We start from the raw sequence: 17,124 nt of genomic DNA on the forward strand, positions 1-17,124 counted from the left end.
CCGCCGCAATCGGCAGTGACGGACGCAACGGCCATTACCGGAACGAAAGCAAGAACACCGAGGAAGAGCTTGGCTAATTTCACGGAAAAATCCTTGTGAATTAATCGAGAAAGCCTTGCCCGCCTAATCCCAATTCGGCACGTGATGGCACGCAACGAGATAAATTCAAAAGTGGAACCGCCTAAGCGCTTGCCCGTGCTGAGTGCGACGCTCTGCTCAAATATATTTGCACCACCATAAAACACCGGGCCGATTTGAGCGGCATTTCAAGCAAACCGCAGCCATAGCAACTGAGCGATTCTCCGCATGCAGTTTCTTTGCATGGCCTACTCCAGCCGCGCGTAGCGCAGCAACGCCACACCGCAGGCAAACGGCCGGGCATCGATCAGACGCAGCGGAACCGTGCCGCCGATATCCTTGAGCATGCCGCGGCCTTTGCCGAGTACGGCCGGATTGACCAGGAAATGGAATTCGTCGATGAGTCCCGCGGCAGCGAGCGCCGACGCGAACGTCGGGCCGCCGTAGACGAGAATGTCCTTGCCCGGCTCGCGCTTGAGCCGCACCACTTCCTCGACCAGATCGCCGCGCGCAAGCGTGGTATTCGGCCAGCGCGTCTCTTTCAAGGTATGCGTGAACACGACCTTGCGCATCGCGACGATCTTGCGCGCGAATCCGCTGCGCGCATCGCCGGCCTGCTCGGCGACCTGCTGCCAATGCGCGTAGAAGCCCTCTTCGGCCATGACCCGGCTGAGCAGGATCGTATCGGCCGCGGCGGTCAGTTCTTCGTGATGGCGGCGCAGTTCTTCATCCCAGGTCCAAGGCTCGCCCCAATTCCATGTCATCCAGCCGGTGCCACCCTGCGCATCGGCGGTGAAGCCGTCGAGCGAAACCTGCATTTCCAGTTTGAGCTTTCTCATCGCCGCGCCTGCGTCGGATCGGGAAACGGGTCGCGCCATGCCGGCAGTTCGTGCAGACGCGCATACCAGCGCGTGATGTGCGCATAGTTTTGCAATGGCAATTCCGCGGCGTCGAAACCAAGGAACATCGCGGTGTGAAAATCGGCGACGCTCAAACGGTTGCCGACGAGAAAGTCGCGCTGCGCCAGATGCGCGTCGAGCACCGGCGCGAACTGATCGAGGAACCGCGTTGCGGTCGCGATCGCCCGCTCGTCCGCTTCGCCGAGGCGCAGCGCCGGCTTGATCAGACGCTCAAAGAAAATCGTGCCGGTATGGCGGTTGAAATGCGCCGTGCCCCAGTTGAACCAGCGCACGATATCGAGCCGCGTGCCCTCATCACGCGGCCATAACTCCGAGCCGGTTTTCGCGGCGATATGACAGGCGACCGCAGGCACCTCCCACAGCGTCAGGTCGCCGTCGACCAGCGCCGGCACCTTGCCGTTCGGGTCGATCGCGAGATACTCCGGTGTCTTGTGCTCGCCGCGCGCGAGGTCGACGCGGACGTATTCCACCGCGGCACCCGTGTGCTTGGCGACCGCACAGGCGACGCGCGGATGCGGCGATTCGAAGTAATAGAGTTTCACCGATCATTCCTTATCGTTGTACCGTGCTGCTCAAGTTCGCCAAGCAATTCCGCGAGACGCTCGAAGCCTTGGCTCCAGCCGCCTTCGTGACCGTCGCGCGAAGCGTCGGAAGCGAAGCCTACCTGGCGGAAAATCATTTCGGTCTTGCCGCCGAGGTCGTTCAAGATCACCGTGACCAGGGTCTGCGGGCCCGGCCGGCCGTCGTCTTCATCCCAGGCGTGGGTAAAGACGAGCTTTTCGTCGCGCACGATTTCGCGGTAGATCCCGCTGAGCCACAGCTCCGCGCCGTCCGGCGTGACCATACACGCGCGCCAGGCGCCGCCGACGCGCAATTCGCCGCTGCTGTGAGTGACGCGGAACCCGTGTGGTGCGGACCAGCGCAGCAGATGCTCGGGCTCAGTCCAGGCCGCGAACACGAGACGACGCGGCGCATCGAACACGCGCGTGATCGTCAACGCGCGTGCCGAATCGGCGGATTTACTTGCCATGCGATTTCCTCCGTTGCAGTTTGGTTTTCGTCTCGTTCTTCCGCAATTCGCTCAGATACAAGTCGAGATGGTCGAAGCGCTGCTCCCAGTAGACCCGGTACTTCTCGATCCAGTCGCTGGCTTCGCGCAGCGGCCGCGCCGCGAGCTTGCAAGGGCGCCGCTGTGCGTCGCGTCCGCGCGTGATCAAGCCGGCGCTTTCGAGCACCTTCAGATGCTTGGTCACCGCAGGCAGGGTCATCGCAAACGGTGCGGCGAGTTCGTTCACCGTCGTCTCGCCGCTGGCAAGGCGCGCGAGGATCGCGCGCCGCGTCGGATCGGCGAGTGCGGCGAATGTGCTGCTGAGTCGGTCGACGGACATGAAATACACCAATCAGTTAATTTACCAAATGGTAAATTACAAAATCGATTGCCGTCAACAGCAACCAGGGGTGGAAATCGGACCTCGCTCGTCCTGAGGTATCGAAGGACGAATAACGACGAGCCCGCAGCGGCGACTTCAGCGTGCGCACGAACCCTAGGGGCGAAATCTTTCCACCTTTGACAAGGATTGCGTGCACGAGGCGATAATCCCGCGCCGCGGCGCATGTCGATTTCCGTTCCGCCCGTTCGTCGTCCGGATACACCTCAACGAGAAACCGCCCCATGAACGATGCAACCGCCTCCGCCACCGCGGCCGAAAAGCACAAATGGCTCGCCCTGACCGTGCTCTGCCTCGGCGTACTGGTCGACGTGCTCGATACGACCATCGTCACCGTCGCCCTGCCCTCGATCAAGAGCGATCTGCGCTTCGACGACACCTCGCTGGCCTGGGTGATCAACGCCTACATGCTGACCTTCGGCGGCTTCCTCCTGCTCGGCGGCCGTCTCGGCGATCTGTACGGACACCGCAAGTGGTTCCTGATCGGCATCGCCGGATTCGCGTTGACTTCGTTGGCCTGCGGCCTCGCCCACTCGCAGGAAATGCTGATCGTCGCGCGCGCCGCGCAAGGCATTGCCGGCGCGGTGATCGCCGCGGTCGCGTTGTCGCTGATCATGGATTTGTTTCCCGAGCCGGTCGAACGCGCCAAGGCGATGGGCGTATACAGTTTCGTCGCCTCGGCCGGCGGCAGCGTCGGCACGATGCTCGGCGGCGTGCTGGTGCATACGCTGAACTGGCATTGGATCTTCTTCGTCAACCTGCCGGTCGGCGCCGCGGTGATCGCGTTCTCGCTCAAGCTGCTGCCCGATACGCACAACGAAAAAGCCGACCCGCGCCTCGACGTGACCGGCGCGATCACGGTCACACTTGGTATGCTGCTCGCCGTCTATGCCGTGATCAACGGCAACAGCGCCGGCTGGACTTCGGTGCATACGCTGGGCCTGCTCGGCGCGGCCGCGGTGCTGATCGCGATCTTCCTCGTTATCGAATCGCGCGTCGCCCATCCGCTGATGCCGCTTGGCATGTTCCGCCTGCGCAATGTCTCGACCGCGAACGCGATCGGCGTGCTCTGGGCCGCGGCGATGTTCGCCTGGTTCTTCCTTTCCGCGCTGTATATGCAGCAGGTGCTCGGCTACGACCCGCTCCAGGTCGGCCTCGCCTTCCTGCCGGCGAATCTGATCATGGCGGCGTTCTCGCTCGGACTCTCGGCCAAGGTCGTGCTGCGCTTCGGCATTCGTTGGCCGATCGTCGCCGGCCTCGGGCTCGCCGCACTCGGCCTGCTGCTGTTCGCACGCGCGCCGGCAGACGGCAGTTTCGTCGTCGACGTGCTGCCCGGCATGCTGCTGCTCGGCCTCGGCGCGGGCATGGCGTTCAATCCGGTGCTGCTCGCGGCGATGAGCGACGTCAGTCCAAGCGATTCGGGCGTGGCGTCGGGCCTGGTCAACACGAGTTTCATGATGGGCGGCGCGCTCGGCCTCGCCGTGCTCGCGAGCCTCGCCGGCGCACAAACCGGCCGCCTGCTCGCGGAAAATGCGGACAAGCTGACCGCACTCAACGGCGGCTACCATGCCGCGTTCTTCGTCGGCGCGATCTTCGCTGCGCTGGCCGCCCTGCTCGGCGCAGTGTTCATCCGCGCCTCGATGCCGACGGGCGAACAGCCGGTGGGGCATTGACCGATTCCGTTGCCTGCGCCTTTCGGACATCCCATTGCATCCGATGCTTTGCGTCCATGCGGGATATGCGACGGGTTCGATGAATCGAACCCTGACAAAGCACGCTTGCGCTCGGTCTCTGCCGCAAAGGCAGAGACATGGCTTCGACATCGCGTGTAAACTGGCCGCGGACAATTTCCGCGATCAGCGGCCGTGATGAACGAGACAGACGCAGAAAACTACGAAGAACAATGGTGGATCGCCTCGCTCGGCGATGTGCTCGTATGGGCGCGCATGCGCGTGCTCGACTCGGGCGTCGCCGAAGTGTTCAACGCCGAAGGCGAGACGCTGCGCTACGACGACGAAGATGCGGCGCGCATGGCCCTGCTCGACGCCGAGTTCCGCTCCTTCGACGGACTCGACGACGACGATGCGACGACGCTCGGCTTCGAACTCGATTGGATCGAGCCGCCCGAGGCGGAGAATGACGAAGAACTGCTGCCGCTGATGACCGAGAAGCAGGCCCGGCACTGAGCGGATCTTTTCCGCCGCGATCGACCGGGGCGTGATCGGTACTCGCTGGCGCCAACCCCTTCTTCTTCGCACTCGACCCGCATCGCGGCTAACCTTTGGACTCCGGCCTTCTGCGCCGGACAGGCAAGCACTCAGGAGCAGATCATGAATCTCGACCTCGCCGGCAAGCACGCCCTCGTCTGCGGCGGCTCGCAGGGCATCGGCCGCGCGGCGGGCATCGAACTCGCCCGGCTCGGCGCCGACGTCACCCTGCTTGCGCGCTCGCGCGAACCGCTCGAAGCCGCGCTCGCCGAACTGCCCGTCGTGCATGCGACGCAACAACATGCCTATATCGCCGTCGATATGCGCGATCACGCCGCGCTGCGCGCCAAGGTCGAAGCGACGATCAATGCGCCGAAGCCCGTGCAGATCCTGATCAACAACACCGGCGGCCCGCCGGGCGGCCTCGCCGAGAACGCCAAGGTCGAGGAATTCGCGGAAGCGTTCCAGCAACATCTGATCGCCAATCAGGTCCTGCTGCAGACGGTGCTGCCCGGCATGCGCGTCTCGGGCTACGGGCGCATCGTCAACGTGATTTCGACGTCGGTCAAAGAGCCGATCCGCAATCTCGGCGTGTCGAACACGATCCGCGGTGCGGTGGCGAGCTGGTCGAAGACGCTGGCAGCGGAACTCGGCCAATACGGCATCACGGTCAACAACGTACTGCCGGGTTACACGAAAACGCAGCGCCTCGACCAGATTCTCGGCGATCGCACGAAGGCGACCGGCAAGAGCGTGGACGATATCTCCAAGGCGATGCTCGCGAGCGTGCCGCTCGGGCGTTTCGCCGATGCCGCCGAGATCGCGAACGTGATCGCGTTTCTCGCCTCGCCGGCCGCGGCCTACGTCAACGGCATCAACGTCCCGGTCGACGGCGGACGCACGCTGTCGCTCTGATGCGCAGCCGAGCCGCTGCGATCGGAGTTCTCTTCGTCGCGGCCGCTCTCTGCGCCTGCGCCGGAAACCCCAAGCCGCCGATTGCGCCGGCAGACGAAATGTCTAAGGCGACTTCGTCCGTCGGTCCCGGTGCGTTTGCCCAACTCAATGCACTGCAGCGCGAAGCGAACGCGCTGAATTCGCCGCTCGCCGCGCACGAGTTCTACCGCAAGCGTATGCAGCAGAGCGAGGACGGCCTGCGCAACCTGATCGCCCAGGTGCTCGCCGCGAACGAGTCCGAACTCGGCGACTACGAACGCGCGGTGCAGCGCTTTCCATTCGGCGCTCCGAATTTGCGCAGTTCGGCCGCGGCCATACCCGAGCGCGAGCGCTACCGTGCGGTGAATGCCGTCGACGGTATCGCCACGCTGGCGCGCGACCGGCGCATAGTCGTGATCAACGAAGCGCATCACGTCGCACAGACGCGCGTTCTGACCCTGCAACTGTTGCCGAAATTGCGCGAATTCGGCTACACGCATCTTGCCGTTGAAGGCCTCGACGAGCGCGATCGCGAACTGGCCACACGCGGCTATCCGGTGCAGACCAGCGGCACATACGTGCGTGAGCCGCTCTACGGCGAAATCGTGCGCCGCGCGCTCCAGCTCGGCTACGTCGTCGTGCCCTACGAATCCGCGCGCCCCGAAGCCGATGCGGAGTCGCGCGAGGAAGATCAAGCCCGGCACATCGTCGAGCGCGTGTTCCACCCCGCTCCCGACGCACGCTTGCTCGTGCACGCAGGCTATGCACACGCGCACAAACGCGCCGGCTATCTCGATGCCGAGCCGATGGCGCTGCGCCTCAAGCGCAAGACCGGTTTCGATCCGCTGACCGTGGACCAGACCCTGCTGCGTCCGATCGAGCCCGCACGCGAATACCGCGACTATCGCGAGCTGTTGCAGCGCTTCGCGATCGCTCAGCCGAGCATTCTCGTCTCGCGCCGCGACGCCGAACCCTGGAGTCTGGAGCCCGGCTATTACGACGTCAGCGTGATCCTGCCGCCGCCGCAGAAATTCCTCGTCGGCCGGCCCGACTGGCTGACGCTCGGCGGGGCGCGCTCGCCGGTCGCGATCGACCTCGCCCTCAGCGCGGCGCACCTGCCCTGCGTCGTCGAAGCGCGCTATGCCGGCGAAAGCAACAAGGCCGTGCCGGCGGACCGCATCCTGGTCGAACGCAGCGACACCCAGGCCGTGCTGTTCCTCGCGCCGGGCGGCTACCGCCTGTCCGTGACCGATGCTTCGGGCGGCGTTTTCGAGCGGCGCAATCTGCGCGTGGATTGACGATTGCGCCGCGCCGGGCCTGCTATGCTTTGCGCATGACCGACGCCAAAAAGTCCAGCCTCACCCATCTGCTCGAACGCAACCGCGCCTGGTCGCTCGACCTGCGCAAACGCGACCCCGACTACTTCCGCCGCCTCGCCGACCAGCAGGCGCCGAAATACCTGTGGATCGGCTGCTCCGACTCGCGCGTGCCGGCGAACCAGATCATCGACATGGCGCCCGGCGAAGTCTTCGTCCAGCGCAATGTCGCCAACGTGGTCGCACACACCGACCTCAACTGCCTGTCGACCATCCAGTTCGCGGTCGACGTGCTCAAGGTCGAGCACGTCATGGTCGTCGGCCACTACGGCTGCGGCGGCGTCAAGGCGGCGCTCGAAGGCATGCGCCTCGGCCTCGTCGACAACTGGCTGCGCCATGTCGGCGACGTCGCGCAGAAGCACGCGCGCACGCTCGACGAGATCAGTCTCGCCACCCTGCGCCACGCGCGCCTGTGCGAACTCAACGTGATCGAGCAGGTCGTCAACGTCGCCCAGACCACGGTGGTGCGGGATGCGTGGGAACGCGGCCAGAACCTCACCGTGCACGGCTGGTGCTACAGCCTCGAAAACGGCGTGGTCAACGAACTCGGCATCGAGATCACCAGCCATGCGCAGCTCGCCGAGCAGTACGCACATGCGCTGACACGCCTGCAAGCCAACCTGCTGCGCACGGACTGACACGCCGATGACGACATCTCGACTTCTGCTGCTGTGCCTGCTCGCCGCCGCGCCGTTCGCCGCGTCGGCGCAGGGCGATCCGGTCAAGGAAGCGGCCAGCCGCGGCCTGCTGCGTCGCGGCCAGGAATCGCCGAAAGAGCACGAGATGTCGCCGGCCGAATGGCGGCGCCAACAACTTGCCGCCGCGGACAAGTCCGAGGAAATCATGCGCCGCGCGCAGAAGCAGCCCGGCCTGCTCGCGCAGTACATCACGATGCAGGCGGCCTACGACGCCAACGACGAGCGCGCGTTCCGCCTGATCTTCGGCCAATACCTGTCGTGGTTTCAGACCTGGATCGGCGACTACGACGGCGCTGCACGTTCGTTCTCGATCGCGCAGCCGGCGCAGCCGGACGATGCACCGTCGCCGCTCGGCGGAGGCTGGCATCCGCGCCCCGCCGACGAGGTCATTCTCGAACTGACGAAGGACCGCAAGGCGGTGTTCTTCAACGAGGCGCATAGCGCCCCGGTCACCCGCACTCTGACCGTCGAGCTGCTTGCGCGCCTGCGCGCGCAGGGGTTCACCCACTTCGCTGCGGAAACGCTCTACGTCAAGGAAATCGCCGAACTGCGCCGGCTCGGTTATCCGACCTCGAAGGTCGGTTTCTACAGCGAAGAACCGATCTACGGCGAAATGGTGCGCGCGGCGCTCAAGCTCGGCTACACCGTCGTCGCTTACGACGCCGAGGACGCGGGCGTCGGCGATGCGCGCGAACGCGGCGGCGCGCAGGCGCTCTACGATCAGGTGTTCAAGCACGATCCGAATGCACGCCTGGTCGTCAACGCGGGCTTCGGCCACATCCAGAAATCGGGCGTCTATCTCGGCGGCTCGAGCATGGCCAAGTTCTTCAAGAAGATCAGCGGCATCGACCCGCTCGCCGTCGAGCAAACCATGCTGATCCAGCATCAGCGCGGCGACCAGAATCATCCTTACTACGGCCCGGCGATGCAGGTCCCTCATCCGGCCGAGCCGTTCGTCTACGTCGACAGCGGCAACAAGCCGTGGACGCTCAAGCCCGAGCTCTACGACGTCAGCGTGTTCTTTCCGCCGGAGACGATGACGGAAAACCGTCCGAGCTGGCCGAGCCTCGCCGGCACGCGCCAGGCGTACTCCGTCAGCACCGATCTGTGCCGCAACCAGTTTCCGTGCCTGATCGAAGCGCGTTACGCCGACGAAGGCGAAGATGCGGTCGCCGCCGATCGCACCGTGCTCAACGTCATCGATCCGAATGCGCCGATGTCGCAGCGCCTGCTCTCCAATCACGGCTCTGCACAGAGCCGCCTGTATCTCTACCCGGGCAGCTACCGCCTCAACATGATCAACAACAGCGGCCGCGTGGTGTCGTCGCAGTCGGTCACGATCGCGCCCGAGGCGAAGAAGTAGATCAGCCGCGCGGGGTTGTTCCCGCCTGCTCCAACCACAGGCGTCGCAACTGACGCGCCGAGCCGAGGCCGGCCATCGTCGCTGCCGATTCGACGCTGACGCCGGTCGCCAGCGCCTGTTTGGCGACCGCGAAGCGCAGGCGCGCGTGGTACTCGCGCACCGACATACCGGTCGCATCGCGGAAATGCCGCGTCAGCGTGCGCACGCTGACATGCGCGCGCGCTGCGAGGCGCGGCAGAGGCCAATCCTCGTGCGCGGCGCGCGCAAGCGCATCCTGCGCACGGTGAATGCCCGGGTCCATGTGATTGCGGCCTTCGAGCCACGGCGACAGCGCCGCATCGTCGGGCGCGCGGCGCAGATAGACGACCATGTGCCGCGCCACCTCGACGGAAAGCTGCGGACTCGCGAGTTCGGCGATCAGGTGCAGAGCGAGGTCGATGCCCGCGGTGATGCCCGCGCTCGTGTAGAAGCCGCGGTCCTCGACGAAGACGCGGCTGTCGAGCACCTGCGCTGCGGGCGCCTCGGCGCGCAGCGCCTCGATATTGAGATGATGCGTGGTGCAGCGCTTGCCGTCGAGCAGCCCGGCGCGCGCCGCGAACAACGCACCCGCGCAGACGCAGGCAAAGCGCTTCGGCACCGTGCCGACTTCGCGCAGCCAGCGCACGAGCGCGCGCCCCGGCTTCGAGGCGAGCGCCGCCGCGTCGTGCGTGGAACCGCAGACGATCAACAAGTCTTCCGCGCGCAACGTCGCCGGCAGCGGCTCGATCCGCCCAAGAGTCACGCCGATCGATGTGGTCGCAGCGGCTTCGGCCGCGGCGACGCGCACGCGGAACTCGCCTCCGTGTGCGGCCGCGATACGGAACGCCTCGGCCGGCCCGGCGAAATCGAGCAGAACCAAATCGGGAGGTAGAACGAAACAGACGTCGATGGGCATGGGGGGACTTCTTGAAGAGCATTTTTGCCACGGATTACACGGATCAACACGGATTAAGAGCCGAAATATTGGAATTTGATTTAGTGATGTTCCGCTCTATCCGTGTTGATCCGAGTAATCCGTGGCCAAAATCTTTTCCGCTACACCGCCAACGCTTCATCCACCGTCACGATACGTGCGAAGCGGTCGCGCAACACCAGCTCTGTGCGTTCGCGGATGTCCTGCGCGCTGAACGTCCTACCGCTGCGCGGATCGGTCATCGGAAACGTCAGCGTAGCCTCGCTGACGAAATCGACCTGATAGCCGAGGTCGCTGGCGACGCGCGTGGTCGTCTCGCAGCACTGCTCGGTGCGGATTCCGGCCACGAGCAGACGACGGATCCCGCGCTCGCGCAGCCAACCGTCGAGACCGGTGTCGGTGAACGCATTGTGCACATGCTTGACGAATTCGACCGCGTGCGTGTCCGGCATCCATTCGAGCGGCTTGACCAGACCGCTTGCGAGCGCGAACGGGCCGTCGCCGTCCTCGTGCAGGACCCGCACGACGGGCCAGCCTTTCGCCGCGGCGCCTTCAATCAGCTTGACGATGGAACTGCGGAACGCCGGCAGGTCATCCTCGCGCCAGTAATCGCGCTGCGGAAAAGATTGCTGCACGTCGATGCTCAGTACGGCGGTGTCGATCTTGCTCATGATGGGCTCCAGTGGTTTCAAGGTGCCGACATCGTGAATCTTTCGTCGCCGGCTTTCGAGCCGGTTTCGAGACCAGTATGGGACAATCCGGGCCAAATCCGAAACGCCTGCGCCGATCGGCTTGCCGTGCTGCTCGCGGCGGCACGGTCGCCGATCGCGTTGCGGGCGTATTCGCTCCGCATTCGGCGCCTTTCGCATTGCGCGGCGCTAAACTAGGCAAAAGACTCGGGATCAAGCATTCATGCTCACGCCGCCAATCGATCTGCAGAAGTGGATAGCCGCACACCGCGACGAGCTGAAGCCGCCGGTCGGCAACAAGTGCATCGTTGACGGCGATTTCATCGTCATGATCGTCGGCGGCCCGAATGCGCGCAGCGATTACCACTGGGAGGAAGGCCCCGAGTTCTTCTACCAGATCGAGGGCGAGATGGTGCTCAAGGTCCAGGACGAAGGCCGCGCGCGCGACATCCCAATCCGTGCCGGCGAGATGTTCTACCTGCCGCCGCGCGTGCCGCACTCGCCGCAGCGCATGGCCGGCGGCGTCGGGCTGGTGATCGAGCGCAAGCGGCTCGCTCACGAGAAAGACGGGCTGCTTTGGTTCTGTGCGAACTGCAACCACAAGCTCTACGAGGAATACTTCCACCTGCACAGCATCGAGCGCGATTTTCCGCCGGTGTTCGAGCACTACTATCGCTCGCTCGATGCACGCACCTGCCGGAATTGCAGACAAGTGGCCGAAGTTCCGGAAAAGTACCGAAACCCGTAAGAGCGCGATTCATCGCGCCCGGCTTTTGATCCCGCGCAGAAGACGCGAGCGAACTGGACTGTGCATGTTCGCGCAAGGCGCGCGAACATCGCATCCTACGGCGTCGCTGCACGCACCGGAATCGGCACGCTGCAGACATCGACGTGGCCGAGCGGCACCTTGTAGAACTCGTCGATGCGGTTGCGCCGCGATTCGATCAATGTGGCGAACGCGGGCGTGTCGGTGCGCATGACTTCGAGGTTCACACGTTCGGCCGCGGGCACGTCGGCAGCGAGGCGCACGCGTTCGATCTTCACGCGCTGCTCGGGCTTGTCGTAGAAACCCATCGCGGCGGCGCCACGCGGCAAGCTCGACAGCAGGTCCATGCCCTGGACGACACGGCCGACCGTGGTGATGTTGCGTTCGAGCCAGCGCGGCGCCTGGCCGATCACCGCGTAAAGCTCAGTGCCGCCGCCCGTGTCGACGTCGAGATCGCGGCCCACGCCGACCGTGCCGTAGCAATGCGCCAGCCAGGCCTGACCGAGCTTCGGGTCGCGTGCGCTCGGAAAATCACCGGAGAATCCGGTCTGCGCCGCGTAGCCGTCAACGTCGGGCAGGCGCACGAACGGAATCTTGTCGCCGATCGGCATGCTGAACTCGGCTTTCAGCGTGCGCTTGGCGGTCTTGATCGCGCGCTGTTTGGTCTTGTCTTCGCCGTCCGGATCGCCCCACTGCACGACGTAGTTGTCCTGCACGCGCAGGATCGCGAGACCGTCGAAGTAGCCCTCGTGCACCAGCGCCTTGACATTGGCGACGTGATTCGGCGCGAACTCCGGCGCCAGCTCGATGACGACGCGGCCAGACTTGAGATCGAGATACAGCGTGTTGGCTGGATCGAGCGCATGCCAGTCCGACGGCTTGGAATTCTTGATCACGTCGGTCATCGTCGGCGGCTTCTTGCTAGCGCCGTCGGCCGCATACGCACTGCCGATCGCCATGCCGGCCAGCGCTGCCGCACAGGCAATGCCGAGACTGCGGAATCTGTTCTTCATCGCTTCCCCCTGTTGTCGAAGATTATTTCTTTGCGTCGCGCGATTCCGTTGCGAGCATGCCGAGGCGGACCATGCGCTCGACCTGCACGCCGTCGCGACTGATCGTCAAGGTCACGCGCTTGCCCATGTTCGCGCGCAGCTGATTCTGGAAATCCGCGCGGTCGCGCACGCCCGCGCCGTTGAACTTGAGGACGAAATCGCCGCTGCGCAGATTCGCCTCGGACGCCGGCGTGCCGCCGATCACCGAACCGATCTGCACGCCTCCGTTGACGCCGAGCTTCTTTATCTCGTCGGCGGTCATATTGCGGAACTGCGCGCCGAACGGCAGTTTGTAGCGCACGTAGTAGGTCGCGACGAGCGCGGCGGGCGCCGGGCCGTCGTCCAGCGTGCACGCCGCGGTCATCTCGGTAGCGAGCTTCGCGGCGGCTTTTTCATCGGCCGGCAGCACGTAGACCAGCGCCTTGTCCGCGCCGACGCGCACGCCGGTGCGCTGTGCCCAGTCGCGCGCGGTCCCATCGGCGGTCGGGTAGCAACCCGTGCCGATACGCACGAAGCTCTTGGCGACGAGTTTGCGCTCGTCCGCGCGGATGCCGGTGCCATCGGCGATTTCCGGCGTCTGCGGCGGCGGCGCCGCACGCAGTTCGGCGACGAGGTCCGCGCCGTGGCCCGCGGTGACGCTGTAGCGCCCCGGCTCCACCGCCGACGGCGGCGGCGCGGCGCCCGGTTCGAGCCGTTCCGGCGCGCGTTGAAATACCGCGCAGCCGCCGAGCAACGACAAACAGACAATGTGGACCGCGAAGCCGCGGAATTTCTTGATAGACAGGGCCGACATACGCAGCGATAGTAACGCTTTAAAAGTTAAGGAAGCGGTGAACTCGTTCACCGCTTTCGTGGGCGGCAGAGGCTCGACGCAAATCGGGCACTTCCCTGCCCGATTTCGCGCCGTTTTCGCTCCGGGTTCGTGCCGGGTTTTTCAGAGATCATCATGTCGTCCGCCGCCGCCACTACCGCCATCGACTCGAAGCGCACACTGCGCGTCGCACAATTCCAGATCCATTTCTGCGTGCTGTTATGGGGATTCACCGCGATCCTCGGCAAACTGATCTCGCTGCCCGCGCTCGCCCTTGTGCGCTGGCGCATGCTCATCGTCACTGTTGCGCTGCTCGTCGTGCCGAAGGTCTGGCGCGGGCTGCGCGCGATCACGCTGCGACTGTTCTTCGCCTATGCTCTGGTCGGCTTCTTCGTCGCGATGCATTGGCTCGCGCTCTATGCCTCGATCAAGCTCTCCAACGCCTCGGTCGGGGCGACCTGCATCGCGATCGCGCCGGTGTTTCTCGCCGTGCTCGAACCATGGCTGGCGCGGCGTCGCTTTCTCTGGCATGAGTTGTGGATCGGCATCGGCGTGGTGCCCGGCGTCGCCCTTGTCGTCGGCGGCATTCCCGACGAGATGCGCATGGGCGTACTCGTCGGCGTGGTTTCCGCCTTTTTCTGCGCCCTTTTCGGCGCACTGAACAAGCGCCTCGTCGAGCGCGCCGACCCGTTCACGGTGACGGCGATCGAACTCGGCACCGGCGCGGCGATCCTCTGGCTGATCGCGTCGGTCGTGCCGCACGACGGCAGCGTGTTCGATCTGCCGAACGCGCAAGACGGGTTCTTCCTCGCGGTGCTCGCGATTCTCTGCACGCTGGTGCCGTTCACTTTGTCTCTGGTCGCGCTGCGCCATTTGTCGGCGTTCGCCGTCGAGCTCGCGGTGAACCTCGAGCCCGTCTACGCGATCCTGATCGCGATTCCTTTGTTCGGCGAGCAGCGCGATCTCGATCTTTCGTTCTATCTGGGCGTCGCGATCATCATCGGCGCGGTGCTCATACATCCGCTGCTCGAACGGCGCCGGCCGCACAAGGTCGAAACCAATGTCGCGGGTGGAGTGGATTGAACGGCGGTTTGAGCACGGATGGGCATGGATAGAAGTCCGCAGAGCAGATCGTCCATGAGTTCATCGGGATTGCTTTATCTGTGTCGATCCGCATTTATCTGCGCATGTCGGCGTCGAAACGCTTTGCTCCATTTGAATCTCGAATTCGAAAGCAAGAGCCGGAGTGCTTGCGATCATGCGCGTCTCTAAGCTGCGTCCACCTTCACCGAAATCCAAAGGAACGCAGATGAACGTCATGCTAAAAAACGCGGCTCTCGACGCCCTCGAAGCCGATCCGCGCTGGGCCGCCGTCGTCGCCAAGGATGCGGAGGCCGACGGCAGTTTCTACTACTCGGTCAAAACTACCGGCGTGTACTGCCGGCCGTCCTGCGGCGCACGCTTGCCGCGACCGGAAAACATCGCCTTCCACGCGACGCGCGCCGACGCCGAGAAGGCCGGTTATCGCCCGTGCAAGCGCTGCAAGCCCGACCAGCCAGCGCTCGCCGACCAGCACGCGGCCACCATCACCGCCGCCTGCCGCTGGATCGAGGACGCCGAGGAAGTACCGAGCCTCGACGCGCTCGCCACACAGGCCGGCATGAGTCCGTATCATTTCCACCGCGTGTTCAAGGCCGTCACCGGCGTGACGCCGAAGGCCTATGCCACAGCTCATCGTGCACGGCGCGTGCGCGACGGACTCAATCGCGGCGACCGCGTCACCGATGCGATCTTCGATGCGGGCTACAACTCCAATGCACGCTTCTACGAGCAGTCGAACGCCCTGCTCGGCATGACGCCGAGCGATTGGCGCCGCGGCGGCGCGAACGCCGAAATCCGTTTCGCGATCGGTCAGTGCTCGCTCGGCGCGATCCTCGTCGCGTGTAGCGAAAAAGGCATCTGCGCGATCCTGCTCGGCGACGATGCCGATCGGCTCGCACGCGATCTGCAGGACCAGTTTCCGAACGCCAGACTGATCGGCGACGATCCCGATTTCGCCAATCTCGTGGCGCAGGTGGTCGGTTTCGTCGAAGCGCCGGGCCAAGGTCTCGACCTGCCGCTCGACGTGCGCGGTACGGCGTTCCAGCAGCGCGTATGGGACGCGTTGCGCAAGATTCCGGCCGGGTCAACGGCGAGCTACAGTGAGATCGCCGAACGCATCGGCTCGCCGAAGGCGGTGCGCGCCGTGGCGCAGGCCTGTGCTTCGAACAAGATCGCCTTGGCGATTCCCTGCCACCGCGTGGTGCGCAATGACGGTGCGCTCTCGGGCTACCGCTGGGGCGTCGAGCGCAAGCGCGCACTGCTCGAACGCGAGGAGCACGCATGAACGTGGCGGCGACAGCCGACCTCGTTGTTGCGCAAACCCCGGTCGCACGCGTTGCGCAACTGGACTGGGCGCGCATCGAGAGCGATCTTGATGCGCGCGGTAACGCGCTGGTCGAAGGCTTGATCGAACCGGCGCGCTGCGTCGAACTCGCTGCGCTCTACGACGACGACGCGCGTTTCCGCAGCCGTGTGGTGATGGCGCGGCACGGCTACGGGCGCGGCGAGTACCGCTATTTCCGCTATCCGTTACCCGGCACGATCGCCACGCTGCGCGAAGCCTTCTATCCGCATCTCGCCCCGGTCGCGAACCGCTGGAACACGGCGATGGACATCGCGGCGCGTTACCCACCGACGCACGCGGAATTCCTCGATCAGTGCCACGCCGCGGGCCAGACGCGTCCGACACCGTTGCTGTTGCGATACGGCGCGGGCGACTACAACTGTTTGCATCAGGATCTGTACGGCGAGCAGGTGTTTCCGCTTCAGGTCGCGATCCTGCTGTCCGACCCGCAGCGCGATTTCGTCGGCGGCGAGTTCGTCCTCACCGAACAGCGGCCGCGCATGCAGTCACGCCCCGAAGTCGTGCCGCTGCGCCAGGGCGATGCGGTGATCTTCGCCGTGCATCATCGGCCCGTGGTCGGCGCGCGCGGTACCTACCGGGTCAATCTGCGCCACGGCGTCAGCCGCGTGCGCAGCGGCAGACGGCATACGCTCGGCATCATCTTCCACGACGCGAGTTGAGCGCTGAGGTGGTAATCAGCCGCCAGCCGACGGACGCGGCAACGCCATGCGCGGGGCCGGCGAACAGGCCGACGAGAGATAGCCGAGCCCTTCGCTGTCGTGGGCGAAGGTCACCGAAGTCTGGCTGCCGTTGCGCGAAACGCTGACGACGTAAATACTGTCGTAATCGTCGCTGGGCCATGCCGGCACGATGCCCGGATCGCCACCGTTGTGCTTGACGATATTGGCGACGAGCTTGACCAGTTCCTTGTGTTCCCAGGCCAGAAACACGGTGGAACTTTGGTATTTCGATTTGGCCAGTTCGGACTCGACGTCGTCGATGTCGCTCTTGCCGTATTTTAGATTGACCGTCACGCCCGCGGCGACCGCGGTCGGCTCGATCGTCGCGAGCGCACGCAGGTACCAATAGTCGACGCCGTTGTCGTCCTGTTTCTGTTTCGGCTCGACGGCGAAGACGTAGGCCGGTGTGCCGTATTTCGCAAGAAGGATATTCGGCAGTGCGACCGCGCGATTCTGGCCCTGACAGGTCAACTGGCCGTTGTCGACGTCGGCCGGCTTCTCGCCATGGCGGACGAAGACGAGGGTCTCGACGGTCGGTGTCGCGGCCGACGCGGCGGCGGCCGCAAACGAAAGAACGAGCGCCGCGCCGGCGGCGCGCAGAAGAAGGTTGAGCATCGTGACCTCGCTACGAGAAAGTCCGCCGCG

19 protein-coding genes are annotated in these 17,124 nt (G+C 64.9%); 10 read left to right on the plus strand and 9 right to left on the minus strand.

Translation table 11 applies throughout. The annotated features are described in order from the left end of the window. Nucleotides 1-326: 326 nt before the first annotated feature. Genes FFS30_RS19925 through FFS30_RS19940 form a run of 4 tightly spaced genes read right to left on the minus strand, consistent with a single transcriptional unit; the run spans nucleotide 327 to nucleotide 2,386 of the window. Nucleotides 327-917, minus strand: coding sequence for a dihydrofolate reductase family protein (locus FFS30_RS19925; RefSeq protein ID WP_137914964.1), 591 nt, complete (start codon nucleotides 915-917; stop codon nucleotides 327-329). Then, nucleotides 914-1,540 (minus strand): glutathione S-transferase family protein, encoded by a 627-nt coding sequence (locus tag FFS30_RS19930; RefSeq protein ID WP_137914965.1) that lies wholly within the window; start codon nucleotides 1,538-1,540, stop codon nucleotides 914-916. The genes FFS30_RS19925 and FFS30_RS19930 overlap by 4 nt, the downstream gene beginning before the upstream one ends. Then, nucleotides 1,537-2,028, minus strand: coding sequence for an SRPBCC domain-containing protein (locus FFS30_RS19935; RefSeq protein ID WP_137914966.1), 492 nt, complete (start codon nucleotides 2,026-2,028; stop codon nucleotides 1,537-1,539). The genes FFS30_RS19930 and FFS30_RS19935 overlap by 4 nt, the downstream gene beginning before the upstream one ends. Then, a complete protein-coding gene (locus FFS30_RS19940; RefSeq protein ID WP_137914967.1) occupies nucleotides 2,018-2,386 on the minus strand; it encodes a metalloregulator ArsR/SmtB family transcription factor in 369 nt (122 codons plus the stop codon). The genes FFS30_RS19935 and FFS30_RS19940 overlap by 11 nt, the downstream gene beginning before the upstream one ends. Before the next feature lie 284 nt (nucleotides 2,387-2,670). Here FFS30_RS19940 and FFS30_RS19945 point away from each other — a divergent pair, with 284 nt between their 5' ends. The 6 genes from FFS30_RS19945 (at nucleotide 2,671) to FFS30_RS19970 (ending at nucleotide 9,023) form a co-directional block, all read left to right on the plus strand. Next, the gene (locus FFS30_RS19945) at nucleotides 2,671-4,119 is read left to right on the plus strand and encodes a DHA2 family efflux MFS transporter permease subunit (RefSeq protein WP_137914968.1); all 1,449 of its coding nucleotides are present in this window, start codon (nucleotides 2,671-2,673) and stop codon (nucleotides 4,117-4,119) included. A gap of 195 nt (nucleotides 4,120-4,314) precedes the next feature. Beyond that, the gene (locus tag FFS30_RS19950) at nucleotides 4,315-4,632 is read left to right on the plus strand and encodes a hypothetical protein (protein WP_137915205.1); all 318 of its coding nucleotides are present in this window, start codon (nucleotides 4,315-4,317) and stop codon (nucleotides 4,630-4,632) included. 144 nt (nucleotides 4,633-4,776) lie between these two features. Beyond that, nucleotides 4,777-5,568 carry an SDR family oxidoreductase gene (locus FFS30_RS19955; protein WP_137914969.1) on the plus strand — a complete coding sequence of 264 codons (792 nt, stop codon included), beginning with the start codon at nucleotides 4,777-4,779 and terminating at the stop codon, nucleotides 5,566-5,568. Between the two features lie 98 nt (nucleotides 5,569-5,666). Continuing rightward, nucleotides 5,667-6,884, plus strand: a complete 1,218-nt coding sequence (locus tag FFS30_RS19960; RefSeq protein ID WP_137914970.1) for a hypothetical protein — start codon at nucleotides 5,667-5,669, stop codon at nucleotides 6,882-6,884. Nucleotides 6,885-6,919: 35 nt separating this feature from the next. Then, nucleotides 6,920-7,600, plus strand: coding sequence for a carbonate dehydratase (gene can / locus FFS30_RS19965; RefSeq protein ID WP_137914971.1), 681 nt, complete (start codon nucleotides 6,920-6,922; stop codon nucleotides 7,598-7,600). Nucleotides 7,601-7,607: 7 nt separating this feature from the next. Continuing rightward, complete coding sequence (locus tag FFS30_RS19970) at nucleotides 7,608-9,023, plus strand: hypothetical protein (protein ID WP_137914972.1); 1,416 nt, start codon at nucleotides 7,608-7,610, stop codon at nucleotides 9,021-9,023. Between the two features lies 1 nt (nucleotide 9,024). On the opposite strand, the gene FFS30_RS19975 is transcribed toward FFS30_RS19970, so the two are convergent. Further along, a complete protein-coding gene (locus FFS30_RS19975) occupies nucleotides 9,025-9,957 on the minus strand; it encodes a helix-turn-helix domain-containing protein (protein ID WP_137914973.1) in 933 nt (310 codons plus the stop codon). A 140-nt stretch (nucleotides 9,958-10,097) separates the two neighbouring features. Continuing rightward, nucleotides 10,098-10,646, minus strand: coding sequence for an isochorismatase family protein (locus FFS30_RS19980; RefSeq protein WP_137914974.1), 549 nt, complete (start codon nucleotides 10,644-10,646; stop codon nucleotides 10,098-10,100). A 241-nt stretch (nucleotides 10,647-10,887) separates the two neighbouring features. On the opposite strand from FFS30_RS19980, the gene FFS30_RS19985 reads away from it, so the two are divergent. Next, nucleotides 10,888-11,412, plus strand: a complete 525-nt coding sequence (locus FFS30_RS19985) for a 3-hydroxyanthranilate 3,4-dioxygenase (protein ID WP_137914975.1) — start codon at nucleotides 10,888-10,890, stop codon at nucleotides 11,410-11,412. Between the two features lie 95 nt (nucleotides 11,413-11,507). Here FFS30_RS19985 and FFS30_RS19990 read toward each other — a convergent pair whose 3' ends face one another. Together FFS30_RS19990 and FFS30_RS19995 are read right to left on the minus strand one after the other, a co-directional pair. Beyond that, nucleotides 11,508-12,443, minus strand: coding sequence for a peptidylprolyl isomerase (locus FFS30_RS19990; protein ID WP_137914976.1), 936 nt, complete (start codon nucleotides 12,441-12,443; stop codon nucleotides 11,508-11,510). 22 nt (nucleotides 12,444-12,465) lie between these two features. After that, complete coding sequence (locus FFS30_RS19995) at nucleotides 12,466-13,275, minus strand: PDZ domain-containing protein (protein ID WP_137914977.1); 810 nt, start codon at nucleotides 13,273-13,275, stop codon at nucleotides 12,466-12,468. Between the two features lie 153 nt (nucleotides 13,276-13,428). Between FFS30_RS19995 and FFS30_RS20000 the strand changes: the two genes are divergently transcribed. From FFS30_RS20000 to FFS30_RS20010, 3 genes are all read left to right on the plus strand, one after another. Then, nucleotides 13,429-14,376, plus strand: coding sequence for a DMT family transporter (locus FFS30_RS20000; protein WP_137914978.1), 948 nt, complete (start codon nucleotides 13,429-13,431; stop codon nucleotides 14,374-14,376). Between the two features lie 226 nt (nucleotides 14,377-14,602). Continuing rightward, a complete protein-coding gene (gene ada, locus FFS30_RS20005) occupies nucleotides 14,603-15,679 on the plus strand; it encodes a bifunctional DNA-binding transcriptional regulator/O6-methylguanine-DNA methyltransferase Ada (RefSeq protein WP_137914979.1) in 1,077 nt (358 codons plus the stop codon). Next, nucleotides 15,676-16,419 (plus strand): 2OG-Fe(II) oxygenase, encoded by a 744-nt coding sequence (locus FFS30_RS20010; RefSeq protein ID WP_137914980.1) that lies wholly within the window; start codon nucleotides 15,676-15,678, stop codon nucleotides 16,417-16,419. The genes ada and FFS30_RS20010 overlap by 4 nt, the downstream gene beginning before the upstream one ends. 15 nt (nucleotides 16,420-16,434) lie before the next feature. Here FFS30_RS20010 and FFS30_RS20015 read toward each other — a convergent pair whose 3' ends face one another. After that, nucleotides 16,435-17,094, minus strand: coding sequence for a histidine phosphatase family protein (locus FFS30_RS20015; protein ID WP_137914981.1), 660 nt, complete (start codon nucleotides 17,092-17,094; stop codon nucleotides 16,435-16,437). Nucleotides 17,095-17,124 lie beyond the last annotated feature (30 nt).

The sequence above is a fragment of the Rudaea sp. 3F27F6 genome (assembly GCF_005503555.1).
Taxonomy (GTDB): domain Bacteria; phylum Pseudomonadota; class Gammaproteobacteria; order Xanthomonadales; family Rhodanobacteraceae; genus Rudaea.

What these genes read in the sequence shown, in the direction of transcription:
- FFS30_RS19925 (WP_137914964.1), bottom strand. Translation starts at nt 917, where the DNA reads ATGAGAAAGCTCAAACTGGAAATGCAGGTTTCGCTCGACGGCTTCACC.
- FFS30_RS19935 (WP_137914966.1), bottom strand. Translation starts at nt 2,028, where the DNA reads ATGGCAAGTAAATCCGCCGATTCGGCACGCGCGTTGACGATCACGCGC.
- FFS30_RS19940 (WP_137914967.1), bottom strand. Translation starts at nt 2,386, where the DNA reads ATGTCCGTCGACCGACTCAGCAGCACATTCGCCGCACTCGCCGATCCG.
- FFS30_RS19945 (WP_137914968.1), top strand. Translation starts at nt 2,671, where the DNA reads ATGAACGATGCAACCGCCTCCGCCACCGCGGCCGAAAAGCACAAATGG.
- FFS30_RS19950 (WP_137915205.1), top strand. Translation starts at nt 4,315, where the DNA reads ATGAACGAGACAGACGCAGAAAACTACGAAGAACAATGGTGGATCGCC.
- FFS30_RS19955 (WP_137914969.1), top strand. Translation starts at nt 4,777, where the DNA reads ATGAATCTCGACCTCGCCGGCAAGCACGCCCTCGTCTGCGGCGGCTCG.
- FFS30_RS19960 (WP_137914970.1), top strand. Translation starts at nt 5,667, where the DNA reads ATGTCTAAGGCGACTTCGTCCGTCGGTCCCGGTGCGTTTGCCCAACTC.
- can (WP_137914971.1), top strand. Translation starts at nt 6,920, where the DNA reads ATGACCGACGCCAAAAAGTCCAGCCTCACCCATCTGCTCGAACGCAAC.
- FFS30_RS19970 (WP_137914972.1), top strand. Translation starts at nt 7,608, where the DNA reads ATGACGACATCTCGACTTCTGCTGCTGTGCCTGCTCGCCGCCGCGCCG.
- FFS30_RS19975 (WP_137914973.1), bottom strand. Translation starts at nt 9,957, where the DNA reads ATGCCCATCGACGTCTGTTTCGTTCTACCTCCCGATTTGGTTCTGCTC.
- FFS30_RS19980 (WP_137914974.1), bottom strand. Translation starts at nt 10,646, where the DNA reads ATGAGCAAGATCGACACCGCCGTACTGAGCATCGACGTGCAGCAATCT.
- FFS30_RS19985 (WP_137914975.1), top strand. Translation starts at nt 10,888, where the DNA reads ATGCTCACGCCGCCAATCGATCTGCAGAAGTGGATAGCCGCACACCGC.
- FFS30_RS19990 (WP_137914976.1), bottom strand. Translation starts at nt 12,443, where the DNA reads ATGAAGAACAGATTCCGCAGTCTCGGCATTGCCTGTGCGGCAGCGCTG.
- FFS30_RS19995 (WP_137914977.1), bottom strand. Translation starts at nt 13,275, where the DNA reads ATGTCGGCCCTGTCTATCAAGAAATTCCGCGGCTTCGCGGTCCACATT.
- FFS30_RS20000 (WP_137914978.1), top strand. Translation starts at nt 13,429, where the DNA reads ATGTCGTCCGCCGCCGCCACTACCGCCATCGACTCGAAGCGCACACTG.
- ada (WP_137914979.1), top strand. Translation starts at nt 14,603, where the DNA reads ATGAACGTCATGCTAAAAAACGCGGCTCTCGACGCCCTCGAAGCCGAT.
- FFS30_RS20010 (WP_137914980.1), top strand. Translation starts at nt 15,676, where the DNA reads ATGAACGTGGCGGCGACAGCCGACCTCGTTGTTGCGCAAACCCCGGTC.
- FFS30_RS20015 (WP_137914981.1), bottom strand. Translation starts at nt 17,094, where the DNA reads ATGCTCAACCTTCTTCTGCGCGCCGCCGGCGCGGCGCTCGTTCTTTCG.